The organism is Haloarcula japonica DSM 6131 (assembly GCF_000336635.1).
Classification (GTDB): Archaea; Halobacteriota; Halobacteria; order Halobacteriales; family Haloarculaceae; genus Haloarcula; species Haloarcula japonica.
In genome coordinates, this window is sequence record NZ_AOLY01000047.1 from 1 (window position 1) to 15,578 (window position 15,578).

Genomic DNA, 15,578 nt, shown 5'->3' on the forward strand with positions numbered 1-15,578 from the left:
CTTCTCAAACTGTTTCAGCAACGCCGAAGCGGAAACAGCTGACGATTGGCTCAGGTCATTCAGCTTCGCATGGAATCAGCTAATCTGAACACGATGCTCAAGATACATTTTATTATTTATACTAACCAGAAGTAGTCAATTTTCATTAATACTTATTTGGCTGGATAGCTTGGGAACGAGTTTAGAGAGAAATAAAATTATAACTTTTTTCTTGAAATATTTGTAGATAATACTCTATACGTATGGAATCAAAATATTTATTAAAAATATAACTCTTATTTGAGAGTATTATTTCTCCAGTCTAGTCCTATTCGATTTTTGCATTCTTACTATAGGAATTAGTTAATAATAAGATATATTATAAATGTTGGATAGTATCTTTGGCTACAGAGTTCCGGTGGGCGAGACACGAGATGTGCTATGGGTTACTACGGCCGTACAACGAGCAGTCGTGTCTCTGTTAACCATAACATCGTTAACGTTGTTATGGAATTCATGACTCCTTCCGTGGACTTGCATCTTATCACGTGACATGCTATCATTCATTAGTATTTCACTAATAGATTCAGCCTCTCTGTTATGTCATATAGGCATTTGATCACATACAACACAAAAATATGGATGTATATTCCGGAACACTCGAGTTTATTGAGTAAAAATATAATAATAGATTACTTTCATATATATTCATTTATTATACTAATCGTAAAACCACTGCCGACGTTCTAGGCACTGGTGACGGTCCGTTGGCCCCCTCTGTTGGTAAACCGTTTCCTCCTGTGACGGACTCGACGGTTGGTCCTGAGTCCGGGCACGGATCCGTTTCTCACTTTTCTCCGCGTTATTTGAGGTAACATACCTCGCTCAGTGGCCTGATATGCCTTCATATATAGTTTTAGAGTACTCGGGAGCTGTGTGATTCGACTTGGATCCGATTCCCTCTGGTACACTGAATCCTGCGTTATTTATTATGGGTTAATTATATACCGAAACCGTTCATAGGGAGTGTTATGACCCAAGACCCAAACGCTCAGGGCCGCTCTGAGGGCGGGCCGCGAGTCAAAGCGGTTGAGACCTCCGTTGAGATTATCGACACGATCAAGAGCCTTGGTGGGGGGAAGGTCACGGAGATCGTCGAAGAAACTGATTTGTCCAAAGGAGCGGTGTACAAACATCTCTCAACGCTCAGGGATCACGACCTCGTGGTGAAAGACGGTAGTCAGTACAATCTGGGCTTCCGGTTTCTCGATTACGGTGGCTGGCTGCGGTCACACTACGTGGCTTCTGAGATCATCAAACCACAAGTGCGAGAAATCGCCGAGGAGACCAATGAGGTTGCGATGTTCGCTATCCAGGAAAACACTCGCATAATCACGCTATTCCGGGAAAACGGCAACCAGGGCGTGTCAACGCGGACACGCCTCGGTCGTCGGCTGTATCCCCATCAAACTGCCGGCGGGAAGGCGATTCTTTCACAGCTTCCCGAAGAGAAGGTCCGGTCCGTGCTGGAGACGACAGGGCTCCCGAAAGCGACCGAGAATACGATTACCGACGAGAGCGAACTTCATGACGATCTAGACACGATTCGAGATCGCGGCTACTCGTTCAATATGGAAGAGAGCACAAAAGGGCTGGTCGCCGTTGCGGTCCCGCTCGTTCCTGATGACACTGTTATCGGCGCGTGCTCGGTTGCTGGGCCACGCCACCGAATGAACGAGAGTCGCTTGGAGGACGACATCGTCGGATTGTTACTGAGTGCGGTCAACGAACTCGAACTGAACATCACCCACTCTCAGGAATCCGTTCACATGCTGCGGTCACCCTAATCCGTGCTGTTTCGATCTCAGGGTTCGACGAGAACCTTCATTTCTTCACGGTCTCCGTCCAGCAGTGCTTCAAAACCCTCTTCGACAATATCGTTGAGAGCGATCCGGGAGGTCACCAGTGGCTTGGGGTTGAAGGCCCCAGTCGCAAAGTTCCGAAGAGTTGTCCCGAATTCGCGGGCTGAGAGTAGTCCGCCCTCATATGCGGCCGTTCCCACGACTGCACGCTCTGGCATCACGATATCATTCGGGTTGATCTCGACTCCTTCTTCAAAAATGCTCACAATGGTCGCTGTCCCACCGGATTTCGTCGTCCGGAACGCCTGATTGACAGTCTGATTGACACCGGCGACCTCGAACACGGTGTCGACGCCACCGTTTGTCTCGCTGGTGATGTACTCGACGGGGTCAGTTTCGAGCGGGTCGATTACCTCGTCTGCACCACAATCCGCTGCGAGTGCCCGTCTTGTCGCCTGCGGCTCAGAGACGTACACTGGACCCGCCCCGGCGGCCAGTGCGGACTGCAGGACGGTCTGGCCAATTGGTCCGCCCCCGTAGACCGCCACGGAGTCCCCAGCATCTAACCCTGATTGTGCGACGGCGTGAACACCGACTGTGAAGGGTTCGACGAGCGCGGCGAACTCTGACGGCACGGCTTCGGGGAGGGGGACGACCTTCTCGGCGGACACGACAAGGTTCTCCGCAAATCCGCCCCCACCGCCAGAGAGACCAACGAACCCGCCAGAGGAGCAGAGTCGGTAAAGCCCTTCGTCACAGTATCGGCAGTTGCCACACCAGATGATGGGATTCACAACGATCCGCGTTCCGATGTCTATGTCAACGTTTCTCCCGACTTCGCTGACCTCGCCGGTGAGCTCGTGGCCCATCGTCACTGGTAACTCTTCACCGGTGACCGGGTGGGGCTCGTCCGGAATCGTGACTGGGCCACCGACGTACTCTCCTAAATCTGACCCGCAGATACCACAGGCTGTCACGGCGATTCGGACGTCGTTAGGGCCGACGCTGGCTGGTTCGATGTCTTCGATACGGATGTCTTGCTGACCGTAATAGCGTGCTGCTCGCATACTGACCGTCAGTTATGAGGCCGACGCAATAAACGTTGAGGGGGAAGAAGCCGGTCGCTCTGAAAACTGGCGCGTACTACGTCAGTTGGTTTCGAGCGGCGGGAGTATTTCGGCGATGCGTTCGACGTCGACCTCGAGCCAGTCCGGGGCTTTGAGTTCTTCGCCGTAGTTCTCGGGATCCTGGTCGATGTCGAAGCCGGGGCCGTCGGTGGCGTATTCGAAGACGGCGCCGCCGGGTTCGGTGATGTACCGTGAGTGGAAGTAGTCGCGGTCCTTCGTCGAGGTGGTGATGTACCCGTTCTCACGAAGCGTGTCGCTGACCTCGTCCTGTTCCCAGTCGTTGGCGACGCGGTACGCGACGTGAAGGTACGTCCCGATGCCCATCTTCCCTTGGGGGGCATTGGGGCGAATCAGGACGTCGACAGTGGTCGCGCACGGAGCATCGCCGGGTGCTTCGTAGCGGATTCGGTCGCCAGCCTGTGGATGGGTGGCCTCGCCGACGCGGTCCCACCCCATCGTCTCCAGGACGTCCATGGTGCCGGCGGGGTCATTGGAGTGGAGGGTCGTGTTGAACATGCCGCGGACGGCGTGTTCTTCAGGTACGTCGTTACCGTCCGTGTAGGGTTCGATGTCGGATTCGCCGGTGACCAACTCGAACGGCAAGCCGTCGGGATCTGTGAACGCGATTGCGGTTTCGTCGAAACGTTCCTCGACAGTGTAGTCGACATTATGTTCGCCAAAGCGGTCCGTCCAGTAGTCGACGGAGCCCTCCGGAATCGTGAGGCCGACGGAGCTCATCATGCCCTTGCCGACCATGCCCTCTTCCATGGGCATGTTGGTCATCGGGAAGTACGTTACAATCGTACCGGGAGTGCCGTGTTCGTCACCGTAGTAGAGGTGATAGATTTTCTCGGGAACGTCGAAGCGAACGGTACGTTTCACGAAGCGCATTCCGAGGACGTTCGTGAAGAAGTCGTAGTTTTCCTGTGGGTCGTCACAGAAGGCTGTCACGTGGTGAATGCCTGGTATCTCTGGCATGGTATGATACAGCACAACGTTGCAATTGATGATTAATAATACTTTTTATCAGCTACTTAGCGTGACCCAGTTCGTTTTCGGTGTCGCCCCGTCTGGTCAGACGAGCCTGAATCGTGATGTCCTTGGTGGACGCCATCCCGACTGGATTCGAGCTGAGTCACGTTTCAGCCGTTCGAGCGGCAGTTCGTGTTCTGGGCACGCCTTGGGGTCCACTCGACCATTCTGGTGTCGCCTGAACCCGTGGGTTGGACTTAGATATCGAGCGAACCGGGTTCATACGCGGGGAGGGGGTCGGTGCGGTGAACTTCTTCGGGTGCGAAGTCACCGTCAGGCCAGTATTCCGGCGACTCTTCGAGGTTGAATCCGTTGTGTATCTGGACTGCTCCTTCGGGTTCTCCCCATTCAGTGTACTCGATGTCTGCACCGTACAGGAGGTCGAATGCCCCTGTCCGTGTCGACTCGGCGATATCTGTGGGAGCAGCAGAGCCCGCATCTTCGATGGATTGGGCGATGAGTTGTACGGCGGTATATCCGTTGACCTGCGCGTGATCGAACAGGCCACCGTTTTCCTCGTTGAACGTCGTCGCGATCTCGGCGTAATCGTCGCTGTACATGTCGGTCGAGTTGAACGAGGCGAAGGAGTCACCGATACTCTCACCGATGGCGTTGTAGTCTGCTTCCATCGGCGTAATAGCACCGAGGAACAGGTCGACGTCCAGTCCGATTTCGTTCATCTGGGGATACAGGGAGCTGACTCCCGCTGGGTGACCGCTGCCAAGGAACACTTCGATGTCGTCGGAGAACTGCCGCAGCAGTGGGACGAAGTCTGTCTCTGGAATCGGTGCCGTGTCCGTCTCGAGGTTGATGCCGTCGGGGAAGTATTCTTCTATCGCGGCGCTATACTCGTCACCCCAGACACCGTCCTCGTAAATGACACCGATGTTGTTGTATCCCTCGTCCTCGATAATCTGTGCCTGTGCCCTGCCGACGGTCGGTGTCGCCGGGAGCGCCGTTCGGAACGTATACCGAGACTCCTGTGGGACGACCTCAACGGCACCTGCTGCGTGCAGGTACATCGGCACTTCGTTTTGCTCGGCAACTCTGCTTGCTTGGATTGCCGCCTCGGACGCGCCCGGGCCGATGCCAGCTACTGCGTTGTCCTGCTCGATGGCCTCTGTAAACGAGTTTGCCGCCGCTTGGCCACTACTTTCCGTGTCCACACTCCGAATCTCGATCTCACGGCCCCGGACGCCGCCGTCCGCGTTGATTTGCTCTGCTGCGAACTCCGCGCCTGCTTGGTGACGCGGTCCGTAGACGGAGAAGGGTCCGGAGAGCGGCTGCAGTGAGGAAATCACGATTGGCTCGCCGCTGTTGCCGCTGTCGCCATCGCCGCTGCTACCGCCGTCGTCCCCACCGTCCCCGCTACTGCCGGTGAGACAGCCCGCAACTAGCGTCGCTGCCACGCCCGCACCTGTTGTTTTCAAAAAATTACGCCTCTTCGAGCCTGAATGGGTGTCTCTGGTCATACTGCTCCTTTCTACCGCGAAACGGCAAGTATTTATAATTTTGTATAATTCCGACATGATATTTGGGAAATATAGATAATCATTGGTAGAAAATCTCCCAATGCTTAGTGCGGGGCAGAAAGACGCGGTATCACTCCGGTATCGCCTCGTTCGCTACCCAGTCTCTCTTCGGAGAGCACTCGATGGTGTCGCGGTCCTGACCGGCATCCGGTGTGAGCGACTCTACGGAGAAAACCGACGATCTGGAAGGCGTACCACGGACAGCCCGCGGCGCTCCATTACTCCGATAGCACCGGAAGTTCGACGTGCGTCGGGTACTCGCTGTCGTGATACAGCGTATTCTCGGCGGTTTCGCCGCTCCTGCCGCCGTAGAGTTCCTCTCCCGTGTTCTGATTCACGTCGTACCGCGGGAAGTTTGAAGAAGAAACGTCCAGCCGGATCTGGTGACCCTCTCTGAACACATTCGCTGTCGGGTAGAGCTCGAATTCGTATTCGTGGACTTCGCCTGGCTCAACGAAGTCCGATTCGTTCCGGTTCCCACGATATCGGGCACGACAGATCGAGTCCGTCAGATTGAGCGCGAACCCGTCTGTGAATTCGTCGCTCGGCGGATACTCGTCGATGAGCTTTGCAGTGAAATCTGTATCCGGAGCCGTCGTTGAGGCGTACAACGTCACGTGAATCGGGCCCGCGATTTCGAGGTCCTCGGTCAGCGGCCTGGTTCGGAAGACGATCACGTCATCACGGCGTTCGAGCGGACCATATGGCGGGTCCGCACCGAACGTTTCCGGCCGCGTCCGCTGGTCGTACCCGCCGCTGCCTGTGATGTTCACGAGATGGCGCTCTTCGAGTGGATACTCGAGCAGTGACTCCTCGCGCTGCTCGAAGGTGATGTACGACGAGCAGTTCCCGCCGATGGTCGGCACCGGGTCAGTAGGGTCAAACTGGTAGGTCGTTCCAGCCGATACCGCCGCCGGTGTCATCCGGTCGAGCGATCCGTCCGGCTGTGCGTAGAACTTCACCGACTCGCTTTCAGGGAGCGGCCAGTCCACTGCTGTCCGCCACTCTCCACCGTGATAGAGCCGTCCCTCGGCTTGGCGCGAACCGTCGCCGGTTCCCATCTGGAAGTACTGGACCGGCGGTTCGTCCCACGTGTCTTTCCCCTTGAGGTAGTGGTCGAAGAACCGCAACCGCGTCTCTTGGTAGTTCCGGAGGCAGTGCGTACCGAACTCGACTTCCCCGGAGTACGCCTTGTTCCACGACGAGAGTGGATACTCGTTCCACCCGTGGGTCCAAGGGCCCACGATGAGAAACTGGTCGGACGACTGCCGCTCGGACAGCACCTCGAAGTTCTTGCAGGTCCCGAGGGTGTAGGAATCGTACCAGGCACCGGAGTACACAGTCGGCACGTCCGCCATCTCGTCGTAGTACGCCTCGGGATTGATGCCAGGTGCGCTCCATAGGTCGTCTTCTGCGTCGCCCGTCGTGAGCATCTCGAATAGCCACTCTTCGTACTTCGGGAGGTGCTTCAGCGGGGACTGACCGCGCTGGAGTGGTGACTCGGCGAGGATGTCACGAACGTCGATATCGGCGAAGTGCTGTTGCAGGTCACCGTCCGCTAAGACTCGCTTGGCGAAGCCGCCGCCGAGCGTGAGCGCCCAGCAGAGCCAGCGCAACTCGAAAGCGCCGTTGTGCCGGAGCGTCGCCTCCCGACCGTTGGCCGGTCCCTGGTTGACGAACATCGCTTCGAGATGTGGTGGGTCCTGTGTCGCGAGCCCGCTCTGGACCCACGCCCCGTATGAGGACCCAATCGTCCCGACGGTGTCGTTGCAGTACGGCCGGTCCGCGAGCCATTCGACCGTGTCGTAGCCGTCCTCGGGTTCATTGACGAACATTTCGAACGTCCCGCCGCTGTTGAAGCGCCCGCGACAGTCCTGGATGGCGACGACGTAACCGTGCTTCGCAAACCATTCGCCGTGTCGCTCCATCTCCCCTCGTTTGTTGTACGGCGTTCGACTGAGCAGTGCCGGTAACGGTTCTTCGACGACATCGCCGTCTTCTGTCGGCCGGTAGATATCCGTCGCGAGCTCGACCCCGTCCCGGGTTCTGACCATCACGTCGAACTGCGACTGGACACCATACGACGATTCGGAACGCATGGCTCTACGTGTGGCTTACCTGTACTTAAAAATATGTTAGCTCACAATCAGTCGAGCAGTTCCCGTGGGTTCTCGTAGACGACCTGCCGGATGTCTTCAACGTCGACACCCATCCGGTACATCTCCAGAATCGTTCGCTTGAACGCGAAGATATCGCTTCGTAACACGCCAGCGCTGTCTGTCTCGACCAAAATTCTGTCGGGGCCGTACTCTGCGACGATTTCCGCGACATCCGTTGGCGAGACGCCAAGCAGCCACGGATAACTGACCGTGAAGCTCAGGTAACAGTCCGTGTTCTCGAGGACGTACGGAGCGATTTTCTTGTCCATATGCGAGAGTACCATCTGGTCGCCCGGGAGTCCGGCGTCGTCTTTCAGTTCGACGTCGATCTCGACGGCCTCCCGCTTCGGATAGTCCGATGTCAACACGGGTTCTTGCTGGAGGCTCAGGTCCAGTTCGTACCCCGGAATGTTCCCGCGAATCCTGTCCGGGAACTCGACGTCTTCGAGGTCGGCAGGGGTGTGCAGGATTGCCGGGAGGTCGTGGTCGGCTGCGATTTCGAGTTGCCGCCGGGTCACGTCTTTCTGTTCCTCGAGCGACCAGCCGGAGACGTGCTGGGCCTCGGTGAGCCCGATTTCACCGATGGCAGCAACCTCGTCGAGGGCGGCGTACTCTGGGATGACATCCAGCAACTGGTCGTAGTCTTTGACGCGGGCTCCGGTGTGGATACCGATGCCGACTTTCGCATCGAGCAGGTGGGACTGTCGGATCTGCGGGAGTCTGTTGAGCGCGTCGTCCCAAAGGTATCGGACGTCTTCGGGCTCGACAGGTTTGTACGGTGTCCAGTAGTACCCTGCGCCCATCATCACCATCGACTCACAGCCACTGAGCGTGAACTTCTCCCGGTCGTTCCAGGAGAGCGTCTGCGCGTGATTGTGGATGTCGATCCACGGAATGCTGTTCAACTCTGTGGGAATCGACTCCTCGCCGCTGCCGTGTTCGAGGTCGGTCGGTCGCTGCGTCGGATATTCTTGGGCCATACTTAGTCAGTGTACCTACACGTGTTTGTAAGCTCCCCTAGCCCGTCGACCCCGACGGTCATCGTGTCCCCGTCTTCTAGAAGAACCTGTGGTTCGCGGAAGTACCCGACACCGTCGGGGGTCCCGGTGAATATCACGTCACCAGGCTCGAGGGTAAACGCACGGCTGCAGAAGGCCACCAGCTCTGCAATCGAGAAGATGAGGTGTTCCGTGTTCGATTTCTGTAGCCGTTTACCGTTGACCTCCGTCCAGATATCCAGAGACCCGATGTCGTCAATCTCCTCGGGCGTATGGATGTACGGCCCGAGGGGGGCGAACGTATCGAGGCTTTTCCCGCGCACCCACTGTTCGTCTGATAGCTGTAGGTCCCGGGCAGACACATCGTTGCCGATGGTGTAGCCCGCGATGTACTCGAGGGCTTCCTCCTCGTTGACGCTCCGTGCCTCTTCGCCGATGATCACAACCAGTTCACCCTCGTAGTCCACAGCCTCGGTGTAGTCCGGATCCCACTTGACCGCCTCGTCGGGGCCGACGATAGTACTCGGGAACTTCGAGAAGACCAGCGGCCGCTCCGGTATCTCTTGGTCGCCTTCCTCCGCGTGGTCCCTGTAATTTAGACCGATTGCTACGATCTTCTCCGGGTCGGTAATCGGCGCGACTGTCTCGACATTGCCCTTTGCGTGGAGTGCCGTCCCAGTTTCTTCAGCGTACTCGACCGCTAGCTGGATCTTCCGCTCCCAGTTCCAGATCTTCAATATTTCGTGTGTGGCCGCCGGGAGGTCGATACCGGCTTTGCTGCCGGCCACAGTCAGGTCAACGATTCCGTCGTCGATGACGACGCCTGGCCACCGTTCCTCTGTTGCGGTCTCTCTGAATTGTCCGAGTTTCATGACGTATTAGTGTCAACAACGTGATTACTTAAAACAGTCCAATGCCGACAGCATACTTCCAGGCTTCGCCACCGGTTGCCAGAAGCACGAGGGTCCCGCCGAGGAGACCGACGTTCTTGAGGAAGTGATTCAGTTCGTTTTGGCGGTCCTCCCCCTCAAACGACCAGAAGTCGTGAAACAGCGGTGTCGCCACGATGAGGAAGACGGCGAGTGCACCTGCCGAAATAACCGGATAGATACCAGCGATGATGCCGATTGACGCCAACACCAGCAAGACGCCCGACGAGATGACTGACAGCGACGGTGCCGGCATACCTTTGTACTGTGCGTACCCGACCCGCCCCTCGTAGCCTGCGAAGTGATTGTATCCATTGTACAGAAAGAGGAAGCCGAGCAGGACTCGACCCACGAGCATGAATTCTCCTTCGAGCGCCATTATCGGCTCCCTCCGATGACTGTGCTATTTGGACGCATTGCGACAGTAGTACTTGTGAACATCACCGTTTGGTACTCTGGGTCGGATGATAGGCGTTTTGCATATTGTCATATATATTTTATGTGCGAATGAGAATCTTTCCCTTACTCGATGCCTGGAAGATTGTGTCCGGTGGTCGTCGTTCTCGCCTGGGTAATGCGTACAGATCAGCCCCAACACCACGAGCAGTGCCTGATGAGAACGTTCTGTTCTCCGTGGTGACCGCTCGCCCGACGTATCCAGCGACGGCATAGCTAAGTCTGGTACACTGTCGTTGATTCCATCAGCGGCGTTAAGTACATCCACACGGTATCGTGTGGCAATGCGACTCGGTCAATACAGCACGAACGAGGCGGCGCAGGTCTGGTGTGGGACACGCATGGCTGACGGTACAACCCTCGATCTTCACGCTGCCGGCGACGCTATCGGTGTCGAGATTCCGCGTCGGTTGTCGGCATTACTTGAGACGTGGAACTGGCAGGAACGAGTGTCCCTGGTCACGGAGTATGCGAACGAGACAGACGAACATCGATACGCTACCGATGAACTGACCTGGCATGCACCAGTTGACGACCCGGAGAAAGTGGTCTGTGTCGGTCTAAACTACGAGGATCACGCCGAGGAAGGAGACAACCCGATTCCTGACGAACCGGTACTCTTCTCGAAGTTCCCGACGACCGTGCGCGGGCCAAGCGACGAAATCACGTGGGACCCGGACTACACAGAACAGGTGGACTATGAGTCCGAACTCGTCGTTGTCATCGGTGAAGAGGCACGCAACGTCAACGAGGAAGACGCGCGAGACTACGTGGCCGGCGTGACGGTCGGGAACGACGTGTCTGCCCGAGATCTCCAGCACGGCGACGGCCAGTGGGTCCGTGGGAAGAGCCTGGATTCCTTCGCGCCCACGGGTCCGGAACTGGTCACCCTCGACGAAATCGAGGATGTTCACGACCTGCGTATCTGGACCGAAATTGATGGCGAGCGACTGCAGGATTCCACGACGGCAAACTTCATCTTCGATATTGACACGCTGGTCTCGTTCTGTAGCCAGGCGTTTACGCTAAAGCCTGGCGACCTCCTTTTCACCGGGACACCGCCAGGTGTCGGCGTCTACCGTGACCCACCGGTACTCCTTGACGACGGGACGACGGTCACCGTCGGCGTCGACGGCGTCGGTGAACTCACGAACACCTGCCGACACGAGTGAGCGGTTGAAGAAACCGTACGGTGCTCTTCCCCTGTGAGACTGGGTGTCGTTATCTCGGATCCGCCATGCTCTATTTCAGTGCAGACTCGAGGTCAGCACCGATGTCGGCGAGTGCCTCCTGTGAGGGGTCGAATTCGAATGGTGCCGCCGCCATCTGGACGAACGCATGAATCACGTCGTCGTAATGGTAGTGTGATACTTCGACGCCAGCCTCTTTGAGTCGCTCAGCATAGGCGATCCCCTCGTCACGGAGCGGATCGAACCCACCCGTGACGAGTGTCGCAGGTGGGAGATCGCGCAGGTCAGCGGTTAGGAGTGGCGATGCGTAGACGTTCATCTGGTCAATCTCGTCTTCGAAGTATTTGTCATCGAACCACGCCAGGTCCTCGGTCGTAATGAAGTAGCCCTGGCCGTTCTCCTCCATGGAGTCCCAATCCTGGTCGGCAGAGACGGGTGGGTACAGCAGGACCTGATGTGCGATAGACGGCCCGTTCCTGTCCCGTGCCATTTGCGAAACGACGGCCGCGAGGTTCCCACCGGCGGAGTCGCCAGCGACTGCTAGGTTGTCAGTATCAAGGCCGTACTCGCTCCCAGATTCGGCAACCCATTCCGTTGCCGCGTAAGCATCTTCGACGGCTGCCGGGAAGGGATGCTCGGGCGCGAGTCTGTACTCGACAGCGACGACACCGATATCAACGGTGTTTGCGATCCGCCGACAGAACTCGTCGTGACTGTCGAGGCTTCCGGAGACGAAGCCCCCACCGTGGAAGAACATCGTGATCGGGAACGGCTGGTCGCCCACCGGGAGGTAGATGCGAACGTCGAGGTCACCACCCGGCCCGTCGATTGTCTCATTGATCACCTCTCCGACTGACTCCGGTTCCTCTACCGAGAAGACGTCGGCTGTAATCGCCCGTACTTCCTCGACGGGGAGTTCGTGGAACGCCGGTGCGTCTTCCGTCTCTTCCATGAATGCCTGTAACTGCGGATGTGGTTCTTGGGCTCGCATCACGTTAACAAATACTCTCCTCCGTTATATAGGTCAAGGTGTAACCCGACGATTCCAGAACTGGACGCTTCGGCGAGCGACTGACGGGACAGCAAAGAACACCGATGCGATGTCAAAAACCGGCCGACGCAAATCAGTTGGTTTCGAGCGGCGGGAGTATTTCGGCGATGCGTTCGACGTCGACTTCGAGCCAGTCCGGTGCTTTGAGTTCCTCGCCGTAGTTTTCTTGAGGGTCGTCACAGAAGGCGGTCACGTGGTGAATACCTGGTACCTCTGGTATGATATGATACAGCAACCCTTCCAGAAGACTACGTCAAAATACTTTTTGTTGTCTTTCTGTCCGGTTCGCGGTATATTTACTGAGTGGGTCTCGCCTATCCGTTGGGTGTTCAAATCGTGTGTCGCAATGACGGCTGTTCACTTCGTGTAGACGCCGTCAGGGTCTAGTTCATTCCGGATGAGGTCGATTTCTTCCTCATCGGGTGGCTCCGTTTTCACGACATCAGACCCGAACTGCAGGTTCCACCCGGTCGCTTCTTGGACGGCATCCTCGGTGACGCCGGGGTGGACCGAATCGAGGAACATCTCGCCATCGTCATCGAACCGCATGACTGCCTTGTCGGTGATGACCGCGTCAGGGCCGCCACGCAGCCCTAACTCTTCCCGAGTCGTTTCTCCGTCGATGTACCCGGGACTCGTGACGAAGTCCACCTCTTCGGGGAAGCGACGCTGGGTATGGGGTGTGATGATTATCGTGCGGTGGGTATTGCTGGCGATTTCGCAGGCTCCGCCGCTTCCGGGGAGCCGGACTTTGGGGTCTTCGTAGTCTCCGATAACTGTTGAATTGATGTTGCCGTAACGGTCAATCTGTGCCCCGCCGAGAAAGCCGACGTCGATGCGACCGGCCTGGAGGTAGTACCCGAAGCCCTGGATCATCGGGACGATGCTCTGTGCGTCGGTTGCGAGCACCGGATCGCCGATAGACAGCGGGAGCTTCGAGGGGTTCGAATCGATGGTCCCCGACTCGTAGACCATCTCCAGATCCGGGGCATGGGTCTGTTTTGCCAGGTTGCAGGCGAGGTTCGGGATGCCGACCCCGACGAGAGTCGTGTCATCGTTCTGGAGTTCCTGTGCCGCCCGCGTTATCATCAGTTCGGTGTCCGTGTAGTCTGTCATCGTCAGTACTCCCCCATGTCGACGGGTGTTCCGTAGCTCGTCTGTGGCTGCAGGTCGAGGAACCGTTCGACCTCGAGTTTCTCCAGGTATTCTGTTCGGTCGTCGACACCATAGACCCACTCTTCGAGCCATTCTTCGGTTGACTCGTGGGTCTCTGTCCGCCGGTCCCACGCAAGGTACGCCTCGTTGTCCCTGTCGTAGTATCCCTGTGCGTAGGAGGGGTGTGAGCCATAGGGCTCCTCGACGACGTGGTCGACAACAGTCTGAGGGATGAGCGTTCGGTTGGGGTCGCTCCGGATAACTTCAGTGTCGACGAGTTCCTCGACGCTTAAGATGACAGTATCCGCAGCGAAGGCCGCTTCGACCATCTCACCGACTATGCCCCACAGGTGGGCGCTCCCTTCAGTATCGGCCCGCTGGCCGCGAACGACTGCGACATCTGGGTTCAGCGGTGGCACCACCGGAATCTCTCCCGGCATGTCGCCAAACGGGTTCTCGACGAACTGGATGTTGTCGTTGTGCTCCGGATAGTCCGACCCGACGAACGTCCGAAGCGGGAGGAACGGGAGGTCCTGTGCGCCCGCTGCGAGCCGCGAAACGAGGCCGAAGTGCGAGTACTCGTCGATATCTAGTTCAGTCGGAACACCGTCTTCGATTGCACGTCGAAAGGCGCGGAGGCTCCCGACGCCGGGGTTGCCTGCCCATGAGAAGGTGACGCTGCTCGCACAGCCCGCGGCGATCATTTGGTCGTAGATGAGGTCCGGCGTCGCCCGCACCAGCGTGAGATCGCTGTATCCCTGTCTGATTATCTCGTGTCCGGCAGCGAAGGGGATGAGGTGGGTAAAGCCACCGAGGTAGATCGATTGTCCGTCTTCGATGGCCGACGACACTGCCTCTGCCATGTCTGTCACCTTCGTCATGTTACCGACTCCATTAGTTCCGTTGGCCGGTCGTCTGCGAACACCATAGTTGATGGTATCTTTTGTGGTACAATAAACCTCCGGGGCTGAATCGGCCGTTTGGTGCTTACAACGTTAGGACGAGGAGGCTACGGAGAAAGTCGATGTTCGTCCCGGTCCACATAGGAGAGTCCCGCTCGCCGAGGTACCCCGGAAAACGTGCTCATGGCGGTCTCTCTGGATGAGGTCGACGGCTTTCTCTATCACGCCGGCAACGAACTGCGAGATGGTATAAAATCAGGGGGTCGGTATGCTCTGCTGGGGTTGGATTCAGTTAGGGGCCGCCGGTGTTGACCCATCCGCCGTCGACGAGAATGCCCTCTGCTGTGACATACGACGAGAGGTCACTGGCCAGGAAAACGGCGACGTTCCCGATGTCTGCCGGCGTCCCGAGCCGGTCGAGCGAGGTCTCGGCTGCCCGGGCCCGGGCTGCCTCCTCGGGGTGGTTTTCGGCCAGCCCTGTTTCGTCGGTAAAACCGGGTTGGATGGCGTTCACTCGGACGTCCGGACCGAGCAGTTCCGCGAGGCCGAAGGTCATCGACTTCATCCCGCCTTTCGCGGCGCTGTAGAGGATAGACCCGGGCTCGACGAATCCCTGCTCTGCGGCCGTACTGGCGATGTTGATGATAGAGCCACTCCCCCGTTCAACCATCCGCTCGCCGGCGGCCTGACAGCCGTAGTACGCGCCCTTAAGATTTATATCGATGAGCGTCGCGAAGTCCTCGTCGGTCGTCTCAAAAAACTCGACCGGGTGGACGACGCCGGCGTTGTTGACCATCACGTCGATGCCGCCGAACTCCTCGGCCGTGTCGACTGCCCCCACTATGTCGTCGTAGTCGGTCACGTCGCACTCGACGAACAACCCGCGGGCGTCGGTCTCGTCTTCGATGGCTTCGAGCGTCGGTGTGGTGTCTGCTGTGTTCGGGGTATCCTGAATGTCGGCGACGACTATGTCAGCGCCGTGGTTGGCTAATTTCAGCGCGATTCCGCGCCCGATGCCGCTCGCACCGCCGGTGACGACGGCCGTCTTGCCGGTCAGAAGATCTGACATACGTTCACAATCGTCGGTTCCGGTATTAAAACTACGGTCGCAGTGACCCGTAGTGTTCAGATAAGGATTGAAGAGTGAGGCACGGCGGTTTTGAAGTGTCTATGCCCAAAAACGCCGGCCTCAGCGGTAGTCTCGAC

At 57.5% G+C, this 15,578-nt stretch carries 13 protein-coding genes and 1 pseudogene; 3 read left to right on the forward strand and 11 right to left on the reverse strand.

The window, feature by feature from the left end; translation table 11 throughout:
* Positions 1 to 88: pseudogene (locus C444_RS21950) on the forward strand (IS6 family transposase); the annotation flags it as partial.
* A 922-nt stretch (positions 89 to 1,010) separates the two neighbouring features.
* Positions 1,011 to 1,826, forward strand: coding sequence for an IclR family transcriptional regulator (locus tag C444_RS20555; protein ID WP_004595052.1), 816 nt, complete (start codon positions 1,011 to 1,013; stop codon positions 1,824 to 1,826).
* A 17-nt stretch (positions 1,827 to 1,843) separates the two neighbouring features.
* Here C444_RS20555 and C444_RS20560 read toward each other — a convergent pair whose 3' ends face one another.
* From C444_RS20560 to C444_RS20590, 7 genes are all read right to left on the reverse strand, one after another.
* A complete protein-coding gene (locus tag C444_RS20560) occupies positions 1,844 to 2,908 on the reverse strand; it encodes a 2,3-butanediol dehydrogenase (RefSeq protein WP_004595053.1) in 1,065 nt (354 codons plus the stop codon).
* An 81-nt stretch (positions 2,909 to 2,989) separates the two neighbouring features.
* A complete protein-coding gene (locus tag C444_RS20565; protein WP_004595054.1) occupies positions 2,990 to 3,946 on the reverse strand; it encodes a VOC family protein in 957 nt (318 codons plus the stop codon).
* 251 nt (positions 3,947 to 4,197) lie between these two features.
* Positions 4,198 to 5,409, reverse strand: coding sequence for an ABC transporter substrate-binding protein (locus C444_RS20570; protein WP_004595055.1), 1,212 nt, complete (start codon positions 5,407 to 5,409; stop codon positions 4,198 to 4,200).
* A 341-nt stretch (positions 5,410 to 5,750) separates the two neighbouring features.
* Entirely contained in the window at positions 5,751 to 7,631 is a 1,881-nt protein-coding gene (locus C444_RS20575; RefSeq protein ID WP_004595056.1) for a CocE/NonD family hydrolase, read from the reverse strand.
* Between the two features lie 47 nt (positions 7,632 to 7,678).
* Positions 7,679 to 8,671 (reverse strand): TatD family hydrolase, encoded by a 993-nt coding sequence (locus C444_RS20580; RefSeq protein ID WP_004595057.1) that lies wholly within the window; start codon positions 8,669 to 8,671, stop codon positions 7,679 to 7,681.
* 2 nt (positions 8,672 to 8,673) lie between these two features.
* Entirely contained in the window at positions 8,674 to 9,561 is an 888-nt protein-coding gene (locus tag C444_RS20585; protein ID WP_004595058.1) for a fumarylacetoacetate hydrolase family protein, read from the reverse strand.
* 28 nt (positions 9,562 to 9,589) lie between these two features.
* Entirely contained in the window at positions 9,590 to 9,997 is a 408-nt protein-coding gene (locus C444_RS20590) for a DoxX family protein (RefSeq protein WP_004595059.1), read from the reverse strand.
* Positions 9,998 to 10,358: 361 nt separating this feature from the next.
* Here C444_RS20590 and C444_RS20595 point away from each other — a divergent pair, with 361 nt between their 5' ends.
* A complete protein-coding gene (locus C444_RS20595; protein WP_004595060.1) occupies positions 10,359 to 11,246 on the forward strand; it encodes a fumarylacetoacetate hydrolase family protein in 888 nt (295 codons plus the stop codon).
* 70 nt (positions 11,247 to 11,316) lie between these two features.
* On the opposite strand, the gene C444_RS20600 is transcribed toward C444_RS20595, so the two are convergent.
* The 4 genes from C444_RS20600 to C444_RS20615 form a co-directional block, all read right to left on the reverse strand.
* Positions 11,317 to 12,255 (reverse strand): alpha/beta hydrolase, encoded by a 939-nt coding sequence (locus tag C444_RS20600; protein ID WP_049909700.1) that lies wholly within the window; start codon positions 12,253 to 12,255, stop codon positions 11,317 to 11,319.
* A 417-nt stretch (positions 12,256 to 12,672) separates the two neighbouring features.
* Positions 12,673 to 13,431 carry a CoA-transferase subunit beta gene (locus C444_RS20605; RefSeq protein WP_004595063.1) on the reverse strand — a complete coding sequence of 253 codons (759 nt, stop codon included), beginning with the start codon at positions 13,429 to 13,431 and terminating at the stop codon, positions 12,673 to 12,675.
* Between the two features lie 2 nt (positions 13,432 to 13,433).
* Positions 13,434 to 14,351: a CoA transferase subunit A gene (locus C444_RS20610; RefSeq protein WP_004595064.1), complete on the reverse strand. Its 918-nt coding sequence runs from the start codon at positions 14,349 to 14,351 to the stop codon at positions 13,434 to 13,436.
* Positions 14,352 to 14,664: 313 nt separating this feature from the next.
* On the reverse strand, positions 14,665 to 15,441 hold the full coding sequence (locus tag C444_RS20615) for an SDR family NAD(P)-dependent oxidoreductase (RefSeq protein ID WP_004595065.1): 777 nt from the start codon (positions 15,439 to 15,441) through the stop codon (positions 14,665 to 14,667).
* Positions 15,442 to 15,578 lie beyond the last annotated feature (137 nt).

What these genes read in the sequence shown, in the direction of transcription:
- C444_RS20555 (WP_004595052.1), top strand. Translation starts at nt 1,011, where the DNA reads ATGACCCAAGACCCAAACGCTCAGGGCCGCTCTGAGGGCGGGCCGCGA.
- C444_RS20560 (WP_004595053.1), bottom strand. Translation starts at nt 2,908, where the DNA reads ATGCGAGCAGCACGCTATTACGGTCAGCAAGACATCCGTATCGAAGAC.
- C444_RS20565 (WP_004595054.1), bottom strand. Translation starts at nt 3,946, where the DNA reads ATGCCAGAGATACCAGGCATTCACCACGTGACAGCCTTCTGTGACGAC.
- C444_RS20575 (WP_004595056.1), bottom strand. Translation starts at nt 7,631, where the DNA reads ATGCGTTCCGAATCGTCGTATGGTGTCCAGTCGCAGTTCGACGTGATG.
- C444_RS20580 (WP_004595057.1), bottom strand. Translation starts at nt 8,671, where the DNA reads ATGGCCCAAGAATATCCGACGCAGCGACCGACCGACCTCGAACACGGC.
- C444_RS20585 (WP_004595058.1), bottom strand. Translation starts at nt 9,561, where the DNA reads ATGAAACTCGGACAATTCAGAGAGACCGCAACAGAGGAACGGTGGCCA.
- C444_RS20590 (WP_004595059.1), bottom strand. Translation starts at nt 9,997, where the DNA reads ATGGCGCTCGAAGGAGAATTCATGCTCGTGGGTCGAGTCCTGCTCGGC.
- C444_RS20595 (WP_004595060.1), top strand. Translation starts at nt 10,359, where the DNA reads ATGCGACTCGGTCAATACAGCACGAACGAGGCGGCGCAGGTCTGGTGT.
- C444_RS20600 (WP_049909700.1), bottom strand. Translation starts at nt 12,255, where the DNA reads ATGCGAGCCCAAGAACCACATCCGCAGTTACAGGCATTCATGGAAGAG.
- C444_RS20605 (WP_004595063.1), bottom strand. Translation starts at nt 13,431, where the DNA reads ATGACAGACTACACGGACACCGAACTGATGATAACGCGGGCGGCACAG.
- C444_RS20610 (WP_004595064.1), bottom strand. Translation starts at nt 14,351, where the DNA reads ATGACGAAGGTGACAGACATGGCAGAGGCAGTGTCGTCGGCCATCGAA.
- C444_RS20615 (WP_004595065.1), bottom strand. Translation starts at nt 15,441, where the DNA reads ATGTCAGATCTTCTGACCGGCAAGACGGCCGTCGTCACCGGCGGTGCG.